Here is a 17,342-nt window from a genome sequence, read left to right as displayed (position 1 = left end):
GTTTGTCGGAGAAGATCGATTCGAAATCGAGCCGGTGAACTTCGGCTTCGATGGTGGCCACTTCAGTTTCGAGTTCGGCCCGGAGTGACTCGTCGCCAAGCCCGGCCAGTTCGTGGGTGTCGGCTAGACGGCGGAGCAAGTTTTGCCACTGAGTGACGGTCTCCCGTAGTTCCGAGAGTTCGCGCATCGCGGCTCGGGCCGCGTCCGGGTTGTTCCAAAAATCGGGGGAGGAGGCCAGAGTCTCCAGCTCGGCCAGACGTTTTTCTTTGTTGGCCAGGTCAAAGACGCTCCAGCAAACGCTGGGCTTGGGTGTCGCTTTCGTTGAGTCTGAGGAGAAGGTCTTGCATTGGGAAAAGTTCCGTATTGCGTATGGCGTATTGCGTATCGTCGGACTACGGAATACGCGCTACGCAATACGTTTTACTCTAAAAGTCCATCCACAAACGCCGCCGGGTCGAACGGCGCTAAATCTTCCGCCCGCTCACCCAGCCCGGCGTAAAGAATCGGCAGGTTGAGTTCGCGGCGAATGGCAAAGGCCACGCCGCCTTTGGCCGAGCCGTCGAGTTTGGTGAGCACCACGCCGGTCACCCCGGCCACATCCTTGAAAGCTTTGGCCTGCGCCAGCGCGTTCTGGCCCGTCGTCGAGTCCAGCACCAGGTACACGCCGTGCGGCGCGCCGGGGCTGGCTTTGGCGGCCACGCCGCGCACCTTCTTCAACTCTTCCATCAGGTTGAACTTGGTGTGCAAGCGGCCCGCCGTGTCCACGATGACGAGATCACTGCCCCGCGCGCGGGCGGCGGCAATGGCGTCGAAGACGACGGCGCCGGGGTCGCCGCCGGGCTGGGTGGCAATCACCTCTACGCCCAACCGGTCGCCCCATTCTTTCAGTTGTTCGATGGCGGCGGCGCGAAAGGTGTCGGCGGCGGCCAGGATGGGCTTGCGTTTGTCTTGCTCGCGGAGGAGCTTCGCCAGTTTAGCCGTCGTCGTCGTCTTGCCCGAGCCGTTGACGCCCACCATCAGTAAAACCGCCGGCTCGCCTTTGAGCGGCGGATGCGGCGGCGCGTCGAGCAGGGCCATCAACTCGGTTCGCAAAAAGGCGCGCAGGTCATGTTCTTTCGTCAGGCCTTCACCGGCGACGTGTCCCTTGAGTCGTTCGATCAACTCGCTGGAGACGGCCAGACCGAGATCAGCCTGAATGAGAGTCGCTTCCAACTCCTCCCACGTCTCATCTTTGATCTCGCTGGCCCCGACGATGTTGGCAATGCGGCCAAACACCGCCTGCCGGGTGCGGGTCAGGCCCGCCGTAAAATTCTTCAGAGAGTTAAGCACGGGCGGGATTATACCAACAATACTCAATACCGAATACACAAGACTCAGCAAGTTATTGGGTATTGAGTATTCGGTATTCAGTATTTATAATCACAGCATGTCCCAACTCTCTCACCTTGATTCCGAAGGCAAGGCCCGCATGGTGGACGTAGGCGGCAAGCCCGACACCGAGCGCGTGGCGGTGGCCAAAGGCGAAGTGCGAATGAAGCCGGAGACCCTGGCCCTGATCCGCGCCGGGGCGATGAAGAAGGGCGACGTGCTCACCGTGGCCCAACTGGCTGGGGTGATGGCCGCCAAGCGCACCGCCGAGTTAATCCCGCTCTGTCACCCACTGCCGCTCACACATATTGACGTGCAACTTGAGTTGAAGGAAACTATAGAGGGAAATCAAGGAAAAGAGGGAAATCGCAGTGGCGTGGAGATCACAGCAACAGTGCGAACGACAGGGAAAACGGGCGTTGAGATGGAAGCCCTGACCGCCGTCTCGGTGGCCGCGCTCACGGTGTACGATATGGCGAAAGCCGCCGAGAAGACGATGCAAATTACGAACGTGCGATTGATCGAGAAGCACGGCGGAAAGAGCGATTACGTCGCATGAAGATCAACGTTTTGTTTTTTGCCACCCTCAAAGATCGGGCGCAGACCCACAAGGCTGAAATGATGTTGGCCGACTCGGCCACGGTGGCCGACCTCAAAGCCGAACTGGGCAACCGCTTCCCGGCCCTTATTCCGGCTTTGCCCACCGCCCTCGTCTCCCGCAATCACGAGTTCGCCTTCGCCGAAGATAAGCTGGCCGAGGGCGACGAAGTAGCGTTGTTCCCGCCGGTTTCTGGTGGGGCCGACAATGCCGACAATCCAGCGCCGCAACTTCCTACCTTTTTTCGGGTTACTAACGATGCACTCGACCTGGACGCGCTGGTGGCCGGCATCACTCTGTCCAGCACGGGCGCGGCCTGTGTGTTCACCGGCATGGTGCGCGGCATTACAAGGCGCGGCGAGGCGCACCAGACATCGTATTTGGAATACGAATCTTATGTGCCAATGGCTGAAGCCAAGATGAAGCAGGTGGCCGACGAAATTCGCGGGCGCTGGCCGGCAGTGGAAGGCATTGCCATTGTTCAACGGATTGGCCGCCTCGACCCGGGAACGCCGACTGTGCTCATCGCCTGCTCCGCCGCCCACCGTGACACCGGCGTGTTCGAAGCGGCGCGTTACGGCATTGATCGCTTGAAAGAGATTGTGCCGGTCTGGAAAAAAGAAGTGGGGCCGGGCGGCGAAGAGTGGGTTGAGGGAGAATACACACCAGGTAAAGACGACTGACGACGGACAATAGACGACATCTTCATCGTCCATCATCTATCGTCCATCGTCATTTCTGACAAAGAGGACTCGCAATTATGGCTCGTCGTGTTGTCATCACCGGACTGGGAGCTGTTACCCCGCTGGGGTTAAGTGTCAAGGACTCGTGGGAAGCCTGCCTCAACGGGCGTAGCGGCGTCGGCCCGATCACCGCCTTCGACACCACCCACTTCCTGGTCAAAATCGCTGCCGAGGTCAAGAACTTCAACCCGGCGCAATTCATGGATCCCAAAGAAGCCCGCCGCCGCGACCGGTTTCAGCAGTTCGCCACTGCCGCCGCCAAAGAAGCGCTGGCTCATTCGGGCCTGGAGATTCGCGAGGACAACGCCACCCGAGTCGGCGTGTTCGTCAGTTCGGGCGCAGGCGGCATCATCTCCCTGCAAGAGGCGGTCGAAACCATCAACAGTTCCGGCCCGCGCCGGGTGGACCCGTTCACGATTCCAAAGTTGATGGCGAACGGGGCCAGTGGCCTCATCGCCATTGACACCGGCGCGAAAGGCCCGGCCCTGGCCGTGCTCTCGGCCTGCGCTTCGGGCGCCGATGGAATCGGCCTGGCCTTCAAAATGATCCGGAGCGGTGAGATTGACGCCGCCATCGCCGGGGCCAGCGAGGCCTCGATCTCCAAAGTGGGCATTGGCGCATTTGACCGGCTGGGCGCGATGAGCCGCCGCAACGACGACTACTCGATGACGCCTCAACCCTTCGACAAGAATCGCGACGGCCTGGTAATGGGCGAAGGCGGGGCGATCATCATCCTGGAGGCGCTTGAGCACGCACAGGCCAGAGGCGCTAACATCATCGCTGAACTGGCCGGCTACGGCGCAACCGGCGACGCCTTTCACATCACCGCCCCTGAAGAGAAAGGCGTGGGGAGCGCCGCCGCCATGAGGTTGGCTTTGCAGGATGCCAAATTCGATCCGGGCGACGTGGACTACATCAGCGCCCACGGCACCGGCACGCCCCTCAACGACGCCGCCGAGACGCGAGGCATCAAGGCCGCCTTCGGGTCGAAAGCCTACGAGGTGGCAATCTCGTCCACCAAATCCATGACCGGCCACATCATGGGCATGACGGGCGCGCTGGAGGCCATCTTTGCCTCCCTGGCCATTCGCGACAATGTCATGCCGCCCACCATTCACTACCAGACTCCCGACCCTGACTGCGACCTCGACTACGTGCCGAACACCGCCCGCGAGGCAAAAGTTAATGTGGTGATGAGCAACGCCTTTGGTTTTGGCGGTCACAATGCGGTGCTGATCATCAAACAGTTTGGCGGTTAAACACAAAGTCACATAGAGGTCTACAAACGCCAAAAGGCGCTTATCCCAATCGAAGAAGCGCGCGCCGATGGGCGCACAAAAAAGCCCACATCCGCAAAATTTATCAACTCCTGGCGGTGAACGAGCGCTGTCAGGAAGTCTATAGCCGCAAGCCGGACGAAGATGACGTGCAAGCCATGTTTGAAGATCTCGTCCCGCTTCAACTCGCCCCTCAGCCCCATGCCTCCTCTTGCCCTCACCATCGTCTTCATTTCCACCTTCATGCACGCCGGGTGGAACCTTATCGTCCGCGACCAGCGCGGCTCCGATATTTTGATCCGCGCCCTGTTCTCAATTTCAATCATCGGCTTGATCCCGACGCTGGCGGCAGAATTTTCCGGCGTGACAGTCCTGCCCGTTGTTTGGGGCTATCTGCTTGTGGCCGGGGCGTTTCAAGGGTTGTATTTCATCGGGTTGTCGCTCGGTTATCGAACCGGCGACTTCACCATCGTTTACCCGCTGGCGCGCGGCCTGCCCGCCGTGCTGGTTGCCCTGGCCGATCTTGTTGGCGGCAACCCGCCCGCGCCGCTCGGCTGGCTGGGCATCGGCCTCGTTTCCATCGGCGCGATCTTCCTGCCTCTCAACTCGCTCCGCGACTTCAAGCCCGCGGGCTACTGGAACCGCGCCTTGTTCTGGACTCTGCTCACGGCGCTGGCAACGGCGGGCTACTCGGTGGCCGACAGCGCCGCAGCCAAAGCTCTGCCGCCGGGCGCGCTGAGTGCTTTGCGCTACGGGTTGTACGAGACCTTTTTGTCGTGGGCGTTTTACGTGCTGTTTCTGTTTGTATTGCGCCTGCCCGCCGCCACGCATGGCCAGACCGATTGGAAACGGGCGCTGATCGTCGGCGCGCTGTTATTCGGCGCGTACGGCTTGGTGTTGTGGGCGTATCAACTCAGCACGCACACCAGCTACGTCGTCGCCATGCGCCAGTTCAGCATCGTCATCGGCGTGATCGCCGGCGCGCTGATCTTCCGTGAACCGGCGCGCGGCCTGCGCCTCACAGCGGCGGCGACAATCACTCTCGGCGGCGTGTGCATCGCGCTGGCGCGGTGATCTCACCACTCAATCCAACTCGCCGCTTCGTAATTGAACTTGAATGGCTCCTTCGGCAGGCCGGGGCCGTAACCGATAATAGGAACCGGACGGGTGTGCAAACATCCATGCGAACGAACAGCCACCTCTTCGCGCGCCGAAGGCAACGACCCGAACACGGCTTCTTCGGATGCCAGCAGGAACAGATCGCCGATCCGATCACGATATAGTTGAAACTCCGCCGCCGCCGACTCCCGTTCCCAAACCGACTCCACGCCCGGCTCGGCTTGCAACAGGGCAGCCGCCTCTGCCAGTTGGGCTGTGTTCTCCAGATACACATACGCCGAGCCGCCAAGATTCTGGTGATGGGCCACATAGCGATCTTTGATGATCGGGATCGCCTCGGCGGCGATCCCGGCCCCGGCCAGAATCTTGCCGAGATCGAGACCGCGCGTCTTGGCCCGCATCCCATGATCGGCGGCGGCGACCACCGTGAACTCCGGGCCGGTGTTGAGAAGATCGCCCAACAACGAGTCGAGAGTCGCGATATTGGCCTGTGACTCTTCAGTCTCCGGCGCAAACTTATGTTGGGCGTAATCGGTGAGGGTGAGATAGAGCAAGTCTGGCGGGCGAACGCGGCACAAAGCCATGGCGGCGCGAAAGAGCCAGTGGTTGACTTCAACCGAGAGAATGGGCGGCGGAGCGCCGACCGAGTCGGCCACCCACATCGGCGGCGACTCGGCAGAGATCACCTCACTCGCGCCGCGCGCGATCAGAGTCCGCAGTTTGTCTTTCGAGGTGATCACCGCCGAGCGGCGTCCACGTCGGGTCGCCTTCTCAAACATCGTCGGCGCCAGGATGAAATCGGCGGACTCCATGTAAACCGATCCGCTTGTCGCCCGGTCAAAATAATAGTTGGCCGTGATGCCGTGCAACGACGGCGGGCCGCCGGTAACGATGGAGACGTTGTTCACGTTCGTCACCGACGGCATCGCCCCCTGCCCGATGGCGAACCAGCCGCGCCGGCCCAATTCGTCAAAGGTTGGGGTTTGAGAGGCGGCGAGATATTCGGGGCCGATTCCGTCGAGGCAGATGACGAGGCGGGTGTGCACGGCGCAAGAATAATTGAGTTGACGCGGCGCGTCAACTTCAACTTGATAGCTCATCTGCTTTCAGTTATAATGCCCGCACTTCGGGGAGTGGCTCAGCTCGGCTAGAGCGCACGGTTCGGGTCCGTGAGGTCGGAGGTTCAAATCCTCTCTCCCCGACTTCCGCTCTCATGGATAGCGCAAACTGCTATCCGTGAGGGCAATGGTGGGCCTCCCGGCGGAAACTGCATCAATATCCGCCCTCGCAGATTACCCCTCTCTCTAACTCAAAAAAAGAAAACTGCTCACGTAAATTAGGTGTTATTGGAAATAACCTTTTGCGCTCTCCAACCGCGTCCTCACGGTTGGCCCGAAGGGGCCTGCGAGGACACGGGCTGGGAGCTAATTTCCGACAAACACAGGCGGCACGAGCCAACCAGCGACAGGTCTTTGTGGTAGCAGAGCGTCGGGATGACGACACCGTTTGCCCTGGCAATCTCGAGAACCGTTTGACCCTCGTTTGCTTCGAGAAGTTGATCGTTGATGATGAGTTTTATCGTCATAGCCGCGCCTTCCTCTGGGAACATTTCAGTTTTGGGAGCGAAGTTTCTGGAGGGGCTTCTCTAATCTGCCCACATCCCTTGATCTTTAGACGGGCTTGATTCTGCCAACGTGTTTCTTTTGACGTTTGTCGTTTGACGATTCACCCCTTCCGCAAATACACAAACCAATATACCGCGCCCACCAGCACCGCGCCGCCGATGATGTTGCCGATGGTGACCGGGATCAGGTTGTTGACGAAGAAGTTGCTCCAGGTGAGATTGGGGTAGTCCGTTGGGGCTTTGCCGATGGCTTCCCAAAAAGAGGCGGGCGCCCCGGCTTTGATAAATAAACCGACGGGAATGAAATACATGTTGGCGATGCTGTGTTCAAATCCGGCGGCCACAAAGGCGCTGATGGGCGGGATGATCGCCAGAATGCGGTCGGTGGTGGTGCGGGCGCTGAACGTCATCCACACCGCCAAACAGACCAGCGCGTTGCACAGGATACCAAGAACGATTGCCTGCACGAAGTCGAGGCCCGACTTGGTGTTGGCCGTGGCCAGCGCCGCCGCCCCGACCGCGCCTTTGCCGAACATGTACTGACCGCTGAAAAACATGAGGACGGCTGTGCTCAGCGCCCCGGCAAAGTTGCCAAAATAGACGATGAACCAGTTCTTGAGCAGGAGGCTAGTGCTCACTTTGCCGCCCGCCCAGGCCATGACGATGAGATTGTTGCCGGTGAACAGTTCTGCGCCGCCAACGATGACGAGAATGAGGCCGAGGGTGAAGACCAGACCGGCCAACAAGCGAGTGACGCCGTAAGGCAAATCGCCCGCCCCGGCGACAACGGTGGTGGCGAAGATCGCGCCCTGGGAGATAAAGGCCCCGGCCAGCACCGACAACACAAACATGCTGACTTCGTTGAGGTGCGCTTTCTTCACCCCGATCTGTTCTGCTTTGGCCGCCATCTCGGCAGGGATCAAAGCATCTAATGTGACTGTGTTCGTTGAAGATTCCATTCTCAAGGCTCCTTTGCAGACTGTCGAAAACTTCCGAAGTCTTTTTGAAATCAGACGTTTTTCGTCAGACTTGCGCTTTATCTTACAAATCACTGCCAATTTCAGTCAGTGGCAAATGTCTGGCAGACTAGCGCCGGATGTCATTCATAGCATTCCGCCCAGACCTCACAGGTTTTCGCGGAGCGGACCTGTGAGGTCTGAGTGGGAATCAGTGACAGAGCGCAACGCTGTTTATGATTTCCGACACACGACTTTCGTGGTCAGGGCGGCTACAGTTGAATTCAACTGTTGAGCCATTCAAAGGGAGATTCCGCCATGCCTCAAAAAACTGCCCCGCGTGCCAAGTCACACTTGTTGCCTGCCGCCGCTCATATTCGCACCAACGGCAACGGCCATCGTCTGCCAAAGAAGGCCCTGAAGACAAAATGGGTTTATTGCTTCGACGAAGTGGACGCCGCCGAGAAATATACCAAATGCTGGGACGGCGTGCGCGCCCTGCTGGGCGGCAAGGGCGCGAACCTGGCCGAAATGACCCGAGTCGGCCTGCCCGTTCCACCCGGTTTCACCGTCACCACCGAAGCCTGCAACGCCTATCTTGCCGCCGAAGAGAAATTCCCGCAAGGCATGTGGGAGCAGGAGCTTGAAGCCCTCAAGCAAATTGAGAAGCTGACGGGCAAGAAATTCGGCGACCCGAAGAACCCGCTTCTGGTCTCGTGCCGCTCCGGGGCCAAGTTTTCGATGCCGGGCATGATGGACACCGTGCTCAACATCGGCCTCAACGATGAAACCGCCGCCGGTTTAATGGCCCTGACTCAAGACACCCGTTTTGTCTACGATGCCTACCGCCGTCTGGTGCAAATGTTTGGCACGGTTGTCCTGGGCCTCGCCGACGAACCGTTTGAGGAAGTGTTGACCGGGTACAGAGCCAGGCGAAACGTGACCAACGACGCCGACCTGAGCGTTGAAGACCTGAAGGCGATCACCGCCGAGTTCAAGCAGATCGTCAACCAGAAGGCCGGGCGCGAGTTCCCCGCCGACCCAACCGAGCAACTCAAGCTGGCGACCGAAGCCGTGTTCAAATCGTGGAACGGCAAACGCGCCTTCGACTATCGCAAAGCCGCCGGCATCCCTCACAACCTGGGCACAGGTGTCAACATTGTGACGATGGTCTTCGGCAACATGGGCGAAGGCTCCGGCACGGGTGTGGCTACGACCCGCAACGTCTCGACCGGCGAGAAGGAGATCGAAGGCGACTACCTGACCAACGCTCAGGGTGAGGACGTGGTGGCCGGCACGCGAACGACCAAGCCGATCTCGGCCCTCAAAGATGAGATGCCCAAAGCCTGGGCGCAGTTCGAAAAGATTTGCCGGAAGCTGGAGAGGCACTATCGCGAAGTGCAGGACGTGGAGTTCACTGTCGAGCGCGGCAAGCTGTGGATGTTGCAAACCCGCGACGCCAAGCGCACCGCCCAAGCCGCCGTTCATATTGCCGTTGACCTTGCCGAAGAAAAACTGATCGCCAGAGAAGAGGCCGTCAAGCGCGTCAAGCCTGAGCACGTGGATTACTTCCTCCACCCTCAGTTTGACCCGGCGCAAAAGAAAACCGCCGACTTCATCGCCAAAGGGCTGAACGTTTCGCCGGGGGCGGCGGTCGGCATGATCGTCTTCGACGCCGACACTGCCGAGCAATGGGCGGTGAAGGAGAAGAAAGACGTGATTATGGTGCGGCCCGAAACCAAGCCGGACGACGTGCACGGCATGATTGCCGCCAAAGGCATCCTCACCAGCCGGGGCGGGCGCACCAGCCACGCGGCGCTGGTGGCTCGGCAATTCGGCAAACCGGCAGTGGTCGGCGTGGCGGCGATGGACGTGGATGTTGAGGCGCGGCAGTTCGCCGCAGGTGGCCGGGTCTTCAAAGAAGGCGATTGGGTTTCACTCGACGGCGCCACCGGCGAAGTCTACGCCGGCCAACTCAAGAGCGTCATCCCCGACTTCAACGATCCCTATCTCATCAAACTGCTCTCGTGGGCCGACGACATCCGCAAGCTCGGCGTGTGGGCCAACGCCGACTACCCACGCGATGCAGAACGGGCGCGCATGTACGGCGCGGAAGGCATTGGCCTGTGCCGCACCGAGCACATGTTCTTTGAGACGAACCGTTTGCCGTTCGTCCAGCAAATGATTCTGGCCAAGAGCGACGAAGAGCGGGTTGAACCGTTGGCGAAGTTACTCCCCTTCCAACGCTCCGACTTCGACGGCCTCTTCCGGGCGATGGACGGTTTGCCCGTCACCATCCGCCTGATTGATCCGCCTCTGCACGAGTTCCTGCCGAGCCACGACGAGCTTTTGCACGACGTGACCGAGTTGGAGATGCGGCTGAAACTGCGCGACGGCGACCCGCTGGGCTTTGACCCGCTCAGCCTGACCGGCGCGCTGGCTCAGAAAAAGAAACTGCTGGCCGCTGTCGAGTCCATGCGCGAAGCCAACCCCATGCTTGGTTTGCGCGGGGTGCGGCTGGGAATTCATTTGCCAGAACTGGTGAAGATGCAGGTACGCGCTATCTTTGAAGCCGCCTGCCAGTGCGCCAAAGAGGGGGTGGACGTTCACCCCAAGATCATGATCCCGCTCACCGCGCACAACAACGAACTCAAGGTCGAGCAAACAATGCTCGAAGAGGAAGCGAAGCGCGTCATGGCCGAGCAAGGCATCGAGATTGATTATCAGTTCGGCACGATGATCGAAATCCCGCGCGCCGCCCTCACTGCCGATCAAATCGCCGAGTATGCTCAGTTCTTCTCTTACGGAACCAACGACCTGACGCAGACGACGTTCGGCATTTCGCGCGACGACGCCGAGACCGGCTTCCTGATGGAATATCTGGAGAAAGGCATCCTGCCCGAAAACCCGTTTGCCTCCATTGACGAGCGCGGCGTGGGCAAGCTGATGGAAATGGGCGTGAGGCTTGGGCGGGAGACGCGGCCAACCCTTGAGGTGGGAATCTGTGGCGAACATGGCGGCGACCCGAAGAGCATTGACCTGTGTCACCGCATCGGCTTGAACTATGTGAGTTGCTCGCCGTTCCGCGTGCCAATTGCCCGGCTGGCGGCGGCCCACGCGGCAATTGGAGAGTTTGAGAAAGACTTGTAAACCATAAGTAGACACAAGTCATCCAAATCAATGCGCTATGTCACTAGAAGGCGAGGAGCTATTGAGTTAGGCTTTTCTGAAAGCACGAGAACCCTTTTGGAGAGCCATTTATGACGAACAGAAACAAGGTAACAATTGACGGCAACGAAGCCGCCGCTAACATCGCCTACAAAGTCAACGAAGTCATCGCCATTTACCCCATCACTCCGTCCTCGGCGATGGGCGAGTGGGCCGACCAGTGGGCGTCTGAAGGAAAGAAGAACCTGTGGGGCACTGTGCCGCTGGTCGCCGAAATGCAGAGCGAGGGCGGCGCGGCCGGCGCGGTGCACGGCGCACTGCAAACCGGATCGCTGACGACGACCTTCACCGCCTCGCAAGGCCTATTGTTGATGATCCCCAACATGTACAAGATCGCCGGTGAACTCACCGCCACAGTCTTTCACGTCAGCGCCCGGTCAATCGCCACGCAAGGCCTCTCAATTTTTGGCGATCAGTCGGACGTGATGGCCGTCCGCGCCACCGGCTGGGCCATGCTGGCCTCCAACTCGGTGCAGGAAGTGATGGACATGGCGCTGATCGCCCACGCGGCTACACTCGAAGCGCGTGTGCCGTTCGTTCACTTCTTCGACGGCTTCCGCACTTCACACGAAGTGATGAAAATTGAAGAGATTGACGATGCGCTTTGCGGGGCCATGATTGACGACGACCTGGTGCGCGCTCACCGGGGACGCGGCCTCTCGCCCGAGCACCCGGTTCTACGGGGTTCCGCTCAAAACCCGGACGTGTTCTTTCAGAGCCGCGAGACGGTCAACCCTTATTACAAAGTCTGCCCGGCCATCGTCCAAAATGCGATGGACAAATTCGCCGAACTGACCGGGCGCGAGTATCACTTGTTCGACTATGTGGGCGCGCCGGATGCCGAGCGGGTGCTGGTGATGATAGGCTCAGGCGCAGAAGTGGCCGAAGAGACAGTTGATTACCTGATCGCTCACAACCCCAACGAAAAGATCGGCGTGCTCAAAGTGCGGCTGTTCCGCCCGTTTGCCATCGAGCACTTCATCAGAGCTTTGCCGCCCACAACAAAGACGATTGCCGTGCTGGATCGGACGAAGGAGCCGGGAAGCACGGGCGAGCCGCTGTATCAAGACGTGATGACGGCCCTGGCCGAGTCGGTGAACAGTGGCGCTCTCCCTGCCCTGCCCCGAGTCATTGGCGGGCGCTACGGTCTGGCTTCCAAAGAATTCACCCCGGCCATGGTCAAGGCCGTCTTCGACGAACTCAAGAAGGGCAAGCCCAAGAATCATTTTGTCGTCGGCATCAACGACGACGTGACCCGCAACAGTCTTGATTATGACTGCTCCTTCAGCACCGAAGGCGAAGGCACGGTGCGGGCCATGTTCTACGGCTTAGGTTCGGATGGCACGGTGGGCGCAAACAAAAACTCGATCAAAATCATTGGTGAAGAGACGGACTTTTACGCGCAAGGTTACTTCGTCATCGACTCGAAGAAGTCTGGCTCGGTGACGATCTCGCACTTGCGCTTCGGGTCAAAGCCCATTCACTCGTCCTACCTGATCGCGTCGGCCAATTTCGTGGCCTGCCACCAGTTCAACTTTCTGGAACGCTTCGACATGCTTCAGAATGCCGAGCCGGGGGCAGTGTTCCTGCTCAACAGCCCCTACGCCGCCCACGACGTGTGGGGTTATTTGCCGCGCAAGGTTCAAGAGGAGATCATTGCCAGGAAGATTCGTTTCTTTGTGATTGACGGCTACAAAGTCGCCCGTGAAACCGGCATGGGCGGGCGCATCAACACCATTATGCAAACCTGCTTCTTCGCCATCAGCGGCGTTTTGTCGCGAGAGGAGGCGATTGAGGCCATCCATCATTCCATTCAAAAGACTTACGGCAAGCGCGGCGAAGCTGTTGTCCTGCGAAACTTTGACGCCGTCAACCAGACGCTTCACTACCTGAACGAAGTCGAAGTCCCGGTGGAAGCCAAGAGCCTGATTGAGATGCGGCCTCCGGTGCCGGTTGAAGCGCCAGAGTTTGTGCAAAAGGTGACGGCGAAGATGATTGCCGGCCTGGGCGACGACCTGCCAGTGAGCGCCTTGCCAGTGGACGGCACTTACCCAACCGGGACGGCGCAGTGGGAGAAGCGCAACATTGCCCTTGAGATTCCAGTTTGGGATCCAAATGTCTGTATTCAATGCGGCAAGTGCGTGCTGGTGTGCCCGCACGCTGTCATCCGCGAGAAGGTTTACCAGGCGCACTATCTTGAAGGCGAACCGGAGACGTTCAAATCCACCGCCGCCCGCTGGAAAGAATTTGCCGAATGGAAATACACGCTACAAGTTTCGCCCGAAGATTGCACCGGTTGCGCCCTGTGCGTGGAAGCCTGCCCGGCCAAGAACAAGAGCGAGACACGGCTCAAAGCGATCAACATGGCCGCCCAGCCGCCACTGCGCGAAGCCGAGAGCGACAACTGGAAGTTCTTCCTTGAACTGCCGGAAGTGGATCGGCGCGGCCTCAATCTCAACTCGGTGAAGGACTCGCAACTGCTCCAGCCGCTCTTTGAATTTTCGGGCGCGTGCGCGGGCTGTGGCGAAACGCCCTACCTCAAACTGCTCTCGCAGTTGTTCGGCGACCGAGCCATCATCGCCAACGCCACCGGCTGTTCTTCGATTTATGGCGGCAACCTGCCCACCACGCCCTGGGCCAAGAACAAAGACGGGCGCGGCCCGGCCTGGGCCAACTCGCTTTTTGAGGACAACGCCGAATTCGGGTTGGGCTTCCGGCTCACGCTCGACAAGCAAACGGCGTTTGCCCATGAGCTGTTGACCCAACTTTCCGGCGAGCTTGGCGACGACCTTGTGCGAGCCATCCTGAACGCCGATCAAGCCGCTGAAGCCGGAATTCAAGAGCAACGCGAGCGAGTGAAGACTCTGAAAGAAAAGTTGTTAGCTATTAGTAATTCAAACTACCAATCCCAAATTACCAATCTCTTGAGCGTAGCCGACATTCTGGTGAAACGCTCGCTCTGGATCGTAGGCGGCGACGGCTGGGCTTACGACATTGGCTATGGCGGGCTTGATCATGTGTTGGCTTCAGGCCGCAACGTCAACGTGCTGGTGCTCGACACCGAAGTGTATTCCAACACCGGCGGGCAGGCGTCCAAGTCTACCCCGCGCGCGGCGGTTGCCAAGTATGCCGCCAGCGGCAAGGGCCAGGCCAAGAAAGATTTGGGGATGCTGGCGATGGCCTACGGCAACATTTACGTCGCTCGCGTGGCCATGGGCGCGAACGATGCCCAAACAATCAAAGCCTTCATCGAAGCCGAAGCCTTCGATGGCCCGTCTCTCATCATCGCCTACAGTCACTGCATCGCTCACGGCTACGATCTTCGCTTTGGGCTTGAACAGCAAAAGAAAGCGGTGCTCTCCGGCTACTGGCCGCTCTATCGCTACAACCCCGGCCTGGCGAAGACGGGCCACAACCCGTTCAGCCTCGATAGCAAAGCGCCGAGCCTCGCGCTCGACAAATATATGTACAACGAAAACCGTTTTCAGATGCTCACCCAGACCAACCGCGCCCGCGCTGAAGAGCTTCTCAAGCTGGCGCAGGAAGACGTGAACAAGCGATGGAAGCAGTATGAGCAACTGGCAAAGGAGAATGGCGGCTAGTTGGTTGGGTAGTCAGGTGGTTGGGTGGTTAGGCCCAACCACCTAACCACCTAACCACCTGAGGAGCAGACTTATGCCTGATCTACGTACAACCTACCTCGGCCTCAATCTGAGCAGTCCGCTTGTGCCATCGGCCTCGCCGCTCTCAAAGAACCTGGGCAACATCAAGCGCCTGGAAGACGCCGGGGCGGCGGCCATTGTCATGTACTCGCTTTTTGAGGAGCAGATCAACCAGGAGAGTCATCATCTTGATTTCTGCCTGACGCAAGGCACAGACAGTTACGCCGAGGCCCTCACCTACTTCCCCGAACCGCAGACGTTCAACCTCACACCCGATCTTTATCTTGAGCATATAAGGAAAGCCAAAGAGTCCGTGAGCATCCCCATCATCGGCAGTCTCAACGGCGTCTCCAGCGGTGGCTGGGTAAAGTACGCCAAAAAGATTCAGGAAGCCGGGGCAGACGCGCTTGAACTCAATATGTACTTCGTGCCCACCGACGTCAACACGCGAAGCGATCTCATCGAAGACATGTACTGCGATCTGGTGGTGGACATCAAACGCGAAGTCACGATCCCGGTGGCGGTGAAGATCAGCCCATTCTTCACCTCCATCCCTCACATTACTAAACGGCTGGCGCGAGACGGCGCTCAGGGACTGGTGCTGTTCAACCGTTTCTATCAACCCGATTTTGATCTGGAAAATCTGGAAGTTGTTCCCCGCGCCACCTTAAGCACCCCTCAAACCCCCGGCGCTCTTCGCCTGCCGTTGACGTGGATCGCCATTCTTTACGGGCGCCTCAACGCCGACCTGGCCTTGACCTCGGGCGTGCATAGCGCCGAGGACGCGCTGAAGGGGTTGATGGCCGGGGCGGCCGTCACCATGATGGCCTCCGAGTTACTGCAAAATGGCATCCACCGCCTGACCGACATTCGCGCTGATTTGATCCGCTGGATGGAAGAGCATGAGTATGACTCGGTGACGCAGATGCGCGGGAGCATGAGCCAGAAGTCGGTGGCCTTCCCGGCAGCCTTCGAGCGGGCGCAGTACATGAAGGCGATCACCAGTTACGAAATCCCACACAGTTGATGGGCATTGCTCGTGAATCAAAAACGCGGCGCGTCCTGTTGGATGCGCCGCGTTTTTTAGAGTCGGCTAAACCCTGTCTGGTGTCGGGTCGGTCTCCATACGTTTAATCAACCCGCCGCGCAGTTTCATGACCGCCTTCTTGAAGGCCGGAATGCGAGAGATAAGCAACAACACCACCACGCCGCCATAAGCCAGCGGCTCGCGAATATCCGATTTGACCAGCCAGACGTAATGAACGACGGCCAACAGTCCGGCCACGTAAACCAGCCGGTGAAGCCGCTTCCAGTTTTTGCCCAGCTTCTTCATCCACCATTGCATAGAAGTGATCGCCAACGGCAACAAGATCAAGAAAGCGGCGAACCCGACGAGGGCGTAGCGCTTCTCGAAGATGGCTTCGTAGATCAACCCCAGGTCGAAGCCATAGTCCAAGCCGATAAACGTCAGGAAGTGCAAGGCGACGTAGAGAAAGGCATACAGCCCCAGCGCCCGCCGGACTTTGATGGCTTCTTTGAAGCCAAAGACGGTGTTGAGGGGCGTGCAGGCCAGCGAGAGCACCAGCAGAACCAGCGCCGCCTTGCCGGTGCGAAAGGTGATGTCCTGAATCGGGTTGACGGTCAGGTTGTCGGCGAAATAATCCCAGATGAGCAAAATCAACGGAATCAAAGACCCGAGGTGAACTGCTATTTGAAACTTGGTGAACTTGAAGCGAGGCATAAATCCAGCCGCAAATTGCGTGAATGAACACGAACTTGCATGTCAATTCGCGATAATTAGCGAAATTCGCGGCAAAGCTTTTAGTAGTTGGCGCGCAAGTCCAGGCCGTCGTAAAGGGAAGTCACTTCTTCCTCGTAGCCGTTGAACTTCAAGGTCTTGCGGCGGCCAAGCTCGCCAATGCGGCGCTCGGTGCCCTGCGACCAGCGCGGGTGATCCACCTCCGGGTTGACGTTGGCGTAGAAGCCATATTCGTTCGGGGCGGCGGCCATCCACAGTGAAGTCGGCATCTCGGCTACCAGATCAATCTTCACAATGGACTTGATGCTCTTGAAGCCGTACTTCCACGGCACAGCCAGGCGAAGCGGCGCGCCGTTTTGCGGCAACAGGTCTTTGCCGTAAAGGCCGGTCACCATCAGCGCCAGGTCGTTCATGGCTTCGTCCAATCGCAAGCCTTCGGCGTAAGGCCACACGTACCAGGGACTGCTCAAACCCGGCATCTGCTCCGAATCGTAGAGCGTCTCGAAGCGCACAAACTTGGCCTCGGATTTTGGATCGGCCTCCTTGAGCAACTTCGCCAGTGGAAAGCCCTGCCAGGGAATGACCATTGACCAGGCCTCGACACAACGATGGCGATAGATGCGCTCTTCCTGATCGAAGCTCTTGCGGATGTCGTCAATGTCGTAAGTCTTGGGATTGTTGACCAGGCCGCCTACTTCCACTGTCCAGGGCGACGTTTTGAAATCTTTGGCCAACGGGGCAACCGACTCTTTGTCGGTTGAAAACTCATAATAATTGTTATAGCCGGTGACGGCTTCGTAGGGTGTGGCCGGGTCGCCCAACTCGTCGGTGAGGCCGGCGGCTTCCCCGGCCTCTGTCTCAGGTGTCGCCGCCGGCTTTGCGCCGCAGGCGCTCAGGATGAGCGAGGTGGCGGTGACGATGCCCATTTGTTTGAGAAACTCGCGCCGCGAGAGGTAGACGTGTTCGAGAGTGATTTCGGATGACGGGATTTTGATCATGGCGACTCCT

At 59.0% G+C, this 17,342-nt stretch carries 14 protein-coding genes and 1 tRNA gene; 8 read left to right on the top strand and 7 right to left on the bottom strand.

Annotated features, from left to right (window positions below; genetic code table 11):
* A partial coding sequence (locus tag HYZ49_16605) for a PCRF domain-containing protein (protein ID MBI3243905.1) occupies positions 1-385 on the bottom strand: 385 nt, incomplete at its 3' end.
* Between the two features lie 35 nt (positions 386-420).
* Positions 421-1,317 (bottom strand): signal recognition particle-docking protein FtsY, encoded by an 897-nt coding sequence (gene ftsY, locus HYZ49_16600; protein MBI3243904.1) that lies wholly within the window; start codon positions 1,315-1,317, stop codon positions 421-423.
* Positions 1,318-1,426: 109 nt separating this feature from the next.
* On the opposite strand from ftsY, the gene moaC reads away from it, so the two are divergent.
* The 4 genes from moaC to HYZ49_16580 all read left to right on the top strand — a co-directional run bounded on the left by moaC (position 1,427) and on the right by HYZ49_16580 (position 5,060).
* Positions 1,427-1,927, top strand: a complete 501-nt coding sequence (gene moaC / locus HYZ49_16595; protein MBI3243903.1) for a cyclic pyranopterin monophosphate synthase MoaC — start codon at positions 1,427-1,429, stop codon at positions 1,925-1,927.
* The gene (locus HYZ49_16590) at positions 1,924-2,649 is read left to right on the top strand and encodes a molybdenum cofactor biosynthesis protein MoaE (GenBank protein MBI3243902.1); all 726 of its coding nucleotides are present in this window, start codon (positions 1,924-1,926) and stop codon (positions 2,647-2,649) included. Before moaC ends, HYZ49_16590 begins: the two co-directional genes overlap by 4 nt.
* 77 nt (positions 2,650-2,726) lie before the next feature.
* Positions 2,727-3,968 (top strand): beta-ketoacyl-ACP synthase II, encoded by a 1,242-nt coding sequence (fabF, locus tag HYZ49_16585; GenBank protein ID MBI3243901.1) that lies wholly within the window; start codon positions 2,727-2,729, stop codon positions 3,966-3,968.
* 180 nt (positions 3,969-4,148) lie between these two features.
* Positions 4,149-5,060, top strand: a complete 912-nt coding sequence (locus HYZ49_16580; GenBank protein ID MBI3243900.1) for a hypothetical protein — start codon at positions 4,149-4,151, stop codon at positions 5,058-5,060.
* A gap of 2 nt (positions 5,061-5,062) precedes the next feature.
* Here HYZ49_16580 and HYZ49_16575 read toward each other — a convergent pair whose 3' ends face one another.
* Positions 5,063-6,205 (bottom strand): alkaline phosphatase family protein, encoded by a 1,143-nt coding sequence (locus tag HYZ49_16575; protein ID MBI3243899.1) that lies wholly within the window; start codon positions 6,203-6,205, stop codon positions 5,063-5,065.
* Between the two features lie 27 nt (positions 6,206-6,232).
* Between HYZ49_16575 and HYZ49_16570 the strand changes: the two genes are divergently transcribed.
* Positions 6,233-6,307: transfer RNA gene (locus tag HYZ49_16570), tRNA-Pro, on the top strand.
* A 179-nt stretch (positions 6,308-6,486) separates the two neighbouring features.
* On the opposite strand, the gene HYZ49_16565 is transcribed toward HYZ49_16570, so the two are convergent.
* A complete protein-coding gene (locus HYZ49_16565) occupies positions 6,487-6,690 on the bottom strand; it encodes a (2Fe-2S)-binding protein (protein ID MBI3243898.1) in 204 nt (67 codons plus the stop codon).
* Positions 6,691-6,830: 140 nt separating this feature from the next.
* Positions 6,831-7,637: a formate transporter FocA gene (gene focA, locus HYZ49_16560; protein ID MBI3243897.1), complete on the bottom strand. Its 807-nt coding sequence runs from the start codon at positions 7,635-7,637 to the stop codon at positions 6,831-6,833.
* A 366-nt stretch (positions 7,638-8,003) separates the two neighbouring features.
* On the opposite strand from focA, the gene HYZ49_16555 reads away from it, so the two are divergent.
* From HYZ49_16555 to HYZ49_16545, 3 genes are all read left to right on the top strand, one after another.
* Positions 8,004-10,835, top strand: a complete 2,832-nt coding sequence (locus HYZ49_16555) for a pyruvate, phosphate dikinase (GenBank protein ID MBI3243896.1) — start codon at positions 8,004-8,006, stop codon at positions 10,833-10,835.
* A gap of 110 nt (positions 10,836-10,945) precedes the next feature.
* Entirely contained in the window at positions 10,946-14,515 is a 3,570-nt protein-coding gene (gene nifJ, locus HYZ49_16550; protein MBI3243895.1) for a pyruvate:ferredoxin (flavodoxin) oxidoreductase, read from the top strand.
* Positions 14,516-14,588: 73 nt separating this feature from the next.
* Entirely contained in the window at positions 14,589-15,602 is a 1,014-nt protein-coding gene (locus tag HYZ49_16545) for a dihydroorotate dehydrogenase-like protein (GenBank protein MBI3243894.1), read from the top strand.
* A 66-nt stretch (positions 15,603-15,668) separates the two neighbouring features.
* Here the strand turns inward: HYZ49_16545 and HYZ49_16540 are convergent, their stop codons facing one another.
* Positions 15,669-16,316, bottom strand: a complete 648-nt coding sequence (locus tag HYZ49_16540) for a sulfoxide reductase heme-binding subunit YedZ (protein MBI3243893.1) — start codon at positions 16,314-16,316, stop codon at positions 15,669-15,671.
* A gap of 80 nt (positions 16,317-16,396) precedes the next feature.
* A complete protein-coding gene (gene msrP / locus HYZ49_16535) occupies positions 16,397-17,332 on the bottom strand; it encodes a protein-methionine-sulfoxide reductase catalytic subunit MsrP (protein MBI3243892.1) in 936 nt (311 codons plus the stop codon).
* Positions 17,333-17,342: the final 10 nt, after the last annotated feature.

It is taken from the genome of Chloroflexota bacterium, from assembly GCA_016197225.1.
GTDB lineage: Bacteria > Chloroflexota > Anaerolineae > Anaerolineales > VGOW01 > VGOW01.
This window is presented reverse-complemented; position numbering and strand designations above follow the sequence as displayed.